Genomic DNA, 7,467 nt, shown 5'->3' on the forward strand with positions numbered 1-7,467 from the left:
CTGGCCCTGGTAGCCCTGCCAGCCGCCGGTGGCCCAGGCGGTCGACCCGCGGCGGCCGTCGATAAGGGCGTCTGGGCCGCCGGCGGTGTACTGGGGGTTGGGCGTCGCCTGGAGATCGACGCGCCGGTCGGCGGGGAGGGCGTCGAAGCGGGCGGTGGTCGCGGGGCTCCAGCGTGTGCCGTCGGTGGCGGCGAAGCGCAGGGTGGTCGTGGCGCGCAGGTGCAGGGGCCCGTCGTAGGGGCGGCCCTCGCGAGGGTCCCGTTGCGGGTCGTCGGTCCAGCGGATTTCGCAGCCGGGGTCGGCCGAGGCCAGACGGACCTCCAACTCGCCGCGGAAGCGTTCGGCCGGGGCTTCGGCCCAGGGCGCGGCGAGGATCGGCGGCGCGAGGGCCGGAGTGCCGGGGCGTGATTCGGGTGACGCGCCCCAGTCGCTCTGCTCGCCGAGATAGAAGACCAGTTCGCCGCCGTTCGCGATCTCCTCGTGCCACAGGTAGCTGCGATCCAGGGGGCGGCCGTCGAAGGTGACGCGCTCGATCGCGCCGCTGCCTTCGCGACGGGTGGTGAAGGTGCGCCCGCCGGCCAGGCGCAGGCTCATGCGCCCGTGCAGGGGCGGGATCACGAGCCACTGGCGGGAGGTGGGCGCCACGTCGTAGAGGCCGTAGGCGGCCAGCACGTACCAGCTCGACATCTGGCCGCAATCCTCGTTGCCGATCAGGCCGTCGGGCGCCGTCGTGTAGAAGGCGTCGCGGAGGCGCGCCACGCGCTCGGCGCTGCGGCCGGGCTTCCCGTTGAAGTGCGACAGCCAGGCGATGTGGTGGCTGGGCTCGTTGCCGTGGGCGTACTGGCCGACCAGGCCGGTGATGTCGGCCTGGTCGCGGCCCGTGGTCGCGCTGTCGGCGGCGAAGAGCGAGTCGAGCACGGCCTCGCAGGCCGCGTCGCCGCCCAGCAGGGCCGCGTGCTCTTGCATGTGGTGGGGCGCGGCGAAGCGGTACTGCCAGGCGTTGGCCTCGGTGTAGTTGAAGTCGACGCGGCGCGGGTCGAAGGGCTGCAGCCAGCGGCCGTTGTGGCGGGGGCGGAAGCAGCGGGACGCCGGGTCGAAGAGGTGGCGCCAGGCCTGGGCGCGGTCCTCGAAGGCGGCCGCGACGTCGTCCCGCCCGAGAGAGGCGGCGAAGCGCGCGATGCAGGCGTCGTCGTAGGCGTACTCCAGGGTCCGGCTGACCGACTCCATCTCCTGCTCGGCGCCGATGTACCCGTCGCGCCGGTAGGCGGCCAGGCCGAAGCGGTCGCCCGCGGCGCTGGCCAGCATGGCCCGCAGCGCGAGGTCCTCGTCGCCGCGGACGAGTCCCTTGAGGTACGCATCGGCGATCACCGAGACGCTGTGGTAGCCGATCATGCAGTCGGTCTCGTTGGCGGCGAGCTCCCACACCGGCAGCCGGCCGCCCTGCTCGTACTGGGCCAGCATGGTGCGCACGAAGTCGCGGGTGCGCTCCCGCTGGACCAGCGTGAACAGGGGGTGGGTCGCGCGGTAGGTGTCCCACAGGGAGAAGACGGTGTACTGGTCGCGGCCCTCAGCCTGGTGAATGGCGAGGTCCAGGCCGCGGTAGCGGCCGTCGACGTCGCTGAACAGATTCGGAGCCAGGAAGCTGTGGTAGAGCGCGGTGGCCAGGATGGTCGCCTGCGCGGCGTCGGCCCCATCGACCGCGAAGGGAGCCAGCTCCCGCCGCCAGGCGTCGCGCGCCCGCTCGCGCGTCCCCGCGAAGTCGAACCCCGCCCATTCCGCTTCCAGGTTGCGCCGCGCCCCGTCGGCGTCCACCGCCGAGATCCCCACCTGGACCAGCAGCTCGCCGCCCGCGTCGCCGAAGGACAGGACGGCCTTGGACGGACGGTCCGGATGCGTCGCGTCGCCGGCCGCGATCCGGGTCGCGGTGAAGGGGCGCGAGAAGCGGGCCCGGAAATACACGACCTGGTCGCGCGCCCAGGCCGACGAGCGCCGGAAGCCCTCGACGGTGCGGTCGTCGACCACGCGCAGGTCCGCGTCCAGCAGGCGGTCACGGTGCTCGAGGTCGATGATCACGTGGGCGGGCGCGCCGGCCGGGAACGCGTAGCGGTGCAGCCCGGTGCGGGGGGTGGCCGTGAGCTCGACGTCGATCCCGCCGTCGCGCAGGCGCACCGCGTAGTAGCCGGCGGCGGCCCGCTCGGTCGCCTTGTCGAAGGGCGAGGCGTACCCGGGTCCGAACCGGTCGGGCTCGCCGCTCTCGAGCGAGGGTTCGCCGGCGACGGGCATCAGCAGGACGTCGCCGTAGTCGCCCACGCCGGTGCCGCTGAGGTGGGTGTGCGAGAACCCGTAGACGACGGTGTCGCTGAAGTGGTAGCCGGAGCAGCCGTCCCAGCCGGCCAGGCGCGTGTCGGGGCCGAGCTGGACCATGCCGAAGGGCAGCGCGGGGCCGGGGAAGGTGTGGCCGTGCCCGCCGGTGCCGATGAACGGGTCGATGCGGTCGACGAGCTCGTCGGGACCGCTCGCGGCGACGCACGGCGCGCCGGCCGCCAGCAGGGCCAGGCACAACGCCGCGACGCGCCTCATTCGCCGGTGCCCCGGCCGGCGAAGTGCCGGTAGAGCAGCCACGTCGCCACGGCGGTGACGGCGAACAGCAGGACCGGCACGCCCCAGGTCCAGAAGAAGCCGTGCAGGGGCGTCGATACGGGCAGCGGGACGAAGTCCATCTTGGTGCCGTTCATCGTTCGCCGTCCTTCCGGTGGCGCTTGCGCCAGTGGTTCCAGGCCAGGGCCAGGCCCAGGAACGACGCCAGGTAGGCGATGCTCATGCCGATCAGCATGGTGATGCCCTTGCCCATCTCAGCGACCTCCCTCTTCCTGCCAGCGCAGGCGCTGCTCGAGCTGCTCGACGTAGGCCGCCTGCTTGGCTTCGTACTCGCTCGACACGGCCCGCAGCTTGGGATCGATCACCCAGTAGATGACGCCCGCCCCGCCGACCGCGCCCAGCAGCAGCAGCAGCCCGCCCGTCTGCATCAACAGGAGTTTGGTCACCCCGAGCATCAGCGCGGCGAAGACCAGCGGCGACAGGACCACGGCGATCCAATCCTCTCGGGTCCAGGCGTCGGCCTGTTCGGGCGTCCAGGCGCGGCGAATCAGGGGCCGCCGTCCGCCGTCTTCGCCGCGATGCGCCGGCGCCTCGACGAGCAGGCCGCGGCGCACCGCCTCGCGGTGCACCGGTCCCCAGCGGCCCAGCGGCCGGGTCATCACGTAGTAGCGCACCAGGCGGTCCATGTTCTCGGGCCGCGTGAGCAGGGTGACCGGCACGAAGACCACCGCGCCCAGGGCCATCAGCAGCCAGAACTGCAGGTAGTCCGGCAGCTCGGGCAGCACGCCGAACTCGGGCAGGATCCACACCACCAGCCAGGACATGCCGAGGTTGGCCATCCAGCCCGCCAGGTAGCCCCAGGCGTTGAAGCGCCACCAGACGACCTGCAGGATGTTGGGCAGCCAGATGCCGGCCATCATCAGCCACAGCGCGAAGATCAGCCAGCGCGTGATCTCCTGCATCATCAGGCCGTAGAAGAAGGAACCGATCAGCAGCGCGAAGGTGGACCAGCGGCCGACCCAGACCAGCTGCTTCTCGGTCGCCTCGGGCCGCAGGTAGCGCTGGTAGATGTCGCGCGTGAAGTAGAGGGCGCCCAGGTTCAGGTGGCTGGAGATGGTCGAGAGGTGGATGGCCAGGATGGCGCCGAAGAACACGCCGACCATCCCGACCGGCAGCAGCTCGAAGCCCATGCGGAACCAACCCAGCTCGTACTGCGCGGCGTCGGTGAGGTGGGGCAGCATCGAGAAGAAGGCCAGGATGCCCGCGGCCCAGAAGCCGTTGCGGATCAGGGTGACGGCGCCGCCGGCCCACAGGCCGTAGGTCGCGTCGCGCACCGTCCTGGCCGACTGGATGCGCTGCGCCTCGACGTACCAGTCGATGCTCGTGCCCATCCCGAAGCCGCCGATCACCGAGATCACCAGCATGGTCAGCCACCAGGCGATGGGGAAGTCGCCGGTGAACCAGCCGGAGAAGGCGAAGGCGTCCAGGCGCCACTGCTGCCCGAGCGCCACGATGTTCGAGGTCACCGCCTCGGGACCGCCCGCGGCGGCCAATCCCACGAACGTCACCAGGAAGATGGCGAAGATCGCGACGATCCCCTGCAGGAAGTCGCCCATCACCACGCCCCAGTAGCCGGCGGCCAGCGTGTAGAAGGCGGTGATCACGCTCGGCAGCACCAGGCCCACCCACACCGGCCAGCCGAAGGCCAGCGCGCAGACCTTGCCCATGGCGATGCCCACCCAGCCGAGGATGAACATGTTCATGAACACCTGCCAGCCGGCCATCCAGCCCCGCAGCAGTTCGGCGCCCAGGCCGCCGAAGCGCTGGGTCTGCCACTCGGCCTGGGTGTAGGCCAGCGAGCGGCGGAAGATGCGCGCCGAGACGAAGGCGCCGATGGCGGTCCAGGCCGTGAAGAAGGTGTACCAGAGGCCGCGCAGGCCGTTGGCGTAGATGACGCCGGCGATCCACATCGGCGTGTCGGTGGCGGTGTGGGTGCTGAACACCGACGAGGCCGGCAGCCACCAGGGCAACCCCCGGCCGGCGAGGAAGAAGTCGCTCTCCGAGCGCCGTCCCAGCCGGTAGAAGAAGAAGGCCCCGCCCACCATCAGCAGCAGGTACGCGGCCGCCCAGAAGATGTCCAGGTTGGTGAAGTGTCCCACGTGACCGCCTTGGCCAAGGGCCGGAAAAGGGGGATAAGACGTTGCGCGGCCCGGAGTATACCCGCGTCCCCGGTCGCGGGGAAGGCCGATCCGCGGCGGCGCCCCGGCACGGGAAGCTGGCGGAAATCCTCCCGAACCCCCATCATCCCCCCATGTTCGAGTACCAGCAGCACCGCCGTTATTTCGCCCAGTGCGCGCAGGGTCTGGAGGACCTGCTCGCCGAGGAGCTGCGCGAGCTGGGGGCCGAACCGGAGACGCCCGGCCGCCAGGGCGTGGGCTTCCTGGCCGACCAGGCGGCGCTCTACCGCGTCGTCTACCGCACGCGGCTGGCCGCCCGTGTGCTGGCGCCGCTGATCACCTTCGACTGCCACAGCGACCGCTACCTCTACACCACCGCCCGCAAGCTGGACTGGGACGTCCTGCTCACGCCCGCGACCACCTTCGCGATCGACGCCACCGTCTCGCAGAGCAACCTCGACCACTCGCAGTTCGCGGCCCAGCGGCTCAAGGACGCCATCGTCGACCACTTCCGCGAGTCGACGGGCAGCCGCCCGAGCGTGGACCGCCGCGCGCCGCAGCTGCTGCTGAACCTGCACGTGCGCCAGAACCGCGCCGTGATCAGCCTGGACCTCGGCGGCGGCGCCCTGCACCGCCGCGGCTACCGCACCGAGGCGGGGGAGGCCCCGTTGCAGGAGACCCTGGCCGCGGCCATCGTGCGCCTGAGCGGCTGGGACGGCGAGGGCCCCCTGCACGACCCGATGTGCGGCTCGGGCACGCTGCTGGCCGAGGCGTGGCTGTCGGCCTCGCGCATCCCGGCGGGCTGGCTGCGCGCGCAGTTGGCGCCGCCCTGGGCGCTGCTGCCGGACTTCGATGAGCAGGTGTGGGTCGAGGTGCGCCGCGAAGCGGCGGCGATGCGGCGCAGGCTGGAGCCCGGCCTGGTGAGCGGCGCCGACCTGGACCGCGACGTGGTGAAGACCGCCCGCGCCAACCTGGCGAAGCTGCCCGGCGGCGCGGCCATCGGCCTGGGCGTCGCCGACGCGCGCGACCTCGCCCTGCCGCCCGGCGCCACGGTCCTGACCAACCCGCCCTACGGCGTGCGGCTCGGGCAGCGGCGCGAGGTCGAGGCCCTCTACAAGGCCTTGGGTGACACCCTGAAGCGGCGCTGCGCGGGGACGACGGCCTGGATCCTGTGCGGGGACACGGGGCTGGTCGGGCATCTCGGGCTGCGGCCCGCGAAGCGGGTGCCGCTGTGGAACGGGGGGATCGAGTGCAGGTTGGTGCGGCTCGACCTCTTCGCCGGATTCCGCAAGGCGGACACCCGGACGGAGGAGTGAGGGGCTCGCGGGGCGGGGCGCTCGCCGAGCGCCCTGCATCCGGCTAGAAGAACGTTTTCGCCACCTTCAGAATCCCCTGCTTCCAAGGCACCCGGTGCGAAACCCCCGACCGCCCCTCGAACTCCGCCAGGTGCTCCAGGTACCACCGGTAGTTCCTCACCAGCGCCTGCTTGTTCGAGTACTGCGGGTCGAACCCCAGCACCCGCTCCGCCTTCTCGATCGAGACGAAGGAATCCTCGCTGGCGGTCTCGTAGACCCACTTGTAGAGCGGTGAGAGCTTCATGGCCTCCAGCAGCCGCAGGGTCGCGATGACCGGCCCGGCGGGGAAGCCGCGGATCTTCTTGCCGAAGCCCGCTTCGTCCAGCACGGCCTGGTAGTCCTCGCGCATGGTGGTGAACTCGCGGGCGCCCAGGTTGAAGACGTCGTCGACCTTCTCGCGCGGTCCCGTCTGGCAGAGGTGGATGCCCTGGCAGATGTCCTCGACGTCGGCGAGCTGGTAGCGGTTGTGGCCGTTGCCGATCATCGGGAAGCCCTTGCCGTCCTTGGCCCAGTCGTAGAAGAGGGCGAAGACGCCCAGCCGCTCGGGTCCGATGAAGGACTTCGGGCGCACGATCGGCACGCAGAGGCCGCGCGCGCGGAACTCCGCGCAGACCTGCTCGGCCTCGACCTTGCTCTCGCCGTAGGGGCCCACGCCGTGCAGGCGGTCGTCCTCGAGCAGCGGGTGGTGGTCGGGGATGCCGTAGACGGCGGTGGAGGAGACGTGCACGACCCGCTCGCAGCCGGCGTCCAGGGCGGCCTGCAGCACGGTGCGGGTGCCGTCGAGGTCCGTCGAGCGGATCTCCTCGCGCGTGTACAGGGGCAGCGCGGCGGCGGCGTGCACGACCTGCGCGCAGCCGGCGAGCGCGCGGTCCACGTCGGCGCGGTGGCGGATGTCGCCGTCGAACACGCGCACGCGCGGGTCGGCCCGCTCGGGGTAGTCGAAGGGCGCGATGTCCAGCGAGGCCACCTCGTAACCGCGCGCGAGCAGGTAGCGCACCATGTTGATGCCGAGGAAACCGGCGCCGCCGGTGACGAGGCAGCGTGTCTGCGTGGTCGATCCGTTGTTCATGTCGTCGTCCTCGTCCGGGGTTGTCGTGGTTCGCGCGTTCGAACATAGGAAGGCGATCGCCCCGGCGCCAGTTCGCAACCGTTCGCTGATCGATGGGTTGTGGCTGCGAAAAATCCCCGCGCCAGCCCATGCTGCTGTTCGACTTGGATCCACACATCTTGTGGTGACAGGGGTGTCCTGCAGGCCCTGACGCCAGGATGGCCAAAGGGCCGGAAGGCCAAGCGAGTCGGGCACAGGAAGTGCCCGACGAGCGCCCCCTGTCACCACA

Annotated in this window: 5 protein-coding genes; 1 reads left to right on the plus strand and 4 read right to left on the minus strand. The window is 71.4% G+C overall.

From position 1 onward, the window contains the following. The 3 genes from Q7W29_02965 to Q7W29_02975 form a co-directional block, all read right to left on the minus strand. Positions 1-2,580: GH92 family glycosyl hydrolase (locus Q7W29_02965; protein MDO9170770.1), on the minus strand; the 2,580-nt coding region annotated here is incomplete at its 3' end. Next, a complete protein-coding gene (locus tag Q7W29_02970) occupies positions 2,577-2,735 on the minus strand; it encodes a hypothetical protein (protein ID MDO9170771.1) in 159 nt (52 codons plus the stop codon). The genes Q7W29_02965 and Q7W29_02970, both read right to left, overlap by 4 nt. 117 nt (positions 2,736-2,852) lie before the next feature. Further along, positions 2,853-4,757, minus strand: coding sequence for a sodium:solute symporter family protein (locus tag Q7W29_02975; GenBank protein ID MDO9170772.1), 1,905 nt, complete (start codon positions 4,755-4,757; stop codon positions 2,853-2,855). Positions 4,758-4,909: 152 nt separating this feature from the next. On the opposite strand from Q7W29_02975, the gene Q7W29_02980 reads away from it, so the two are divergent. Next, complete coding sequence (locus Q7W29_02980) at positions 4,910-6,091, plus strand: THUMP domain-containing protein (GenBank protein ID MDO9170773.1); 1,182 nt, start codon at positions 4,910-4,912, stop codon at positions 6,089-6,091. Positions 6,092-6,134: 43 nt separating this feature from the next. Here the strand turns inward: Q7W29_02980 and Q7W29_02985 are convergent, their stop codons facing one another. Next, complete coding sequence (locus tag Q7W29_02985) at positions 6,135-7,199, minus strand: NAD-dependent epimerase/dehydratase family protein (GenBank protein ID MDO9170774.1); 1,065 nt, start codon at positions 7,197-7,199, stop codon at positions 6,135-6,137. Positions 7,200-7,467: the final 268 nt, after the last annotated feature.

The organism is bacterium (assembly GCA_030654305.1).
GTDB lineage: Bacteria > Krumholzibacteriota > Krumholzibacteriia > LZORAL124-64-63 > LZORAL124-64-63 > PNOJ01.

Coding starts and splice junctions, on each gene's coding strand:
- Q7W29_02970 (MDO9170771.1), bottom strand. CDS start 2,735: ATGAACGGCACCAAGATGGACTTCGTCCCGCTGCCCGTATCGACGCCC.
- Q7W29_02980 (MDO9170773.1), top strand. CDS start 4,910: ATGTTCGAGTACCAGCAGCACCGCCGTTATTTCGCCCAGTGCGCGCAG.
- Q7W29_02985 (MDO9170774.1), bottom strand. CDS start 7,199: ATGAACAACGGATCGACCACGCAGACACGCTGCCTCGTCACCGGCGGC.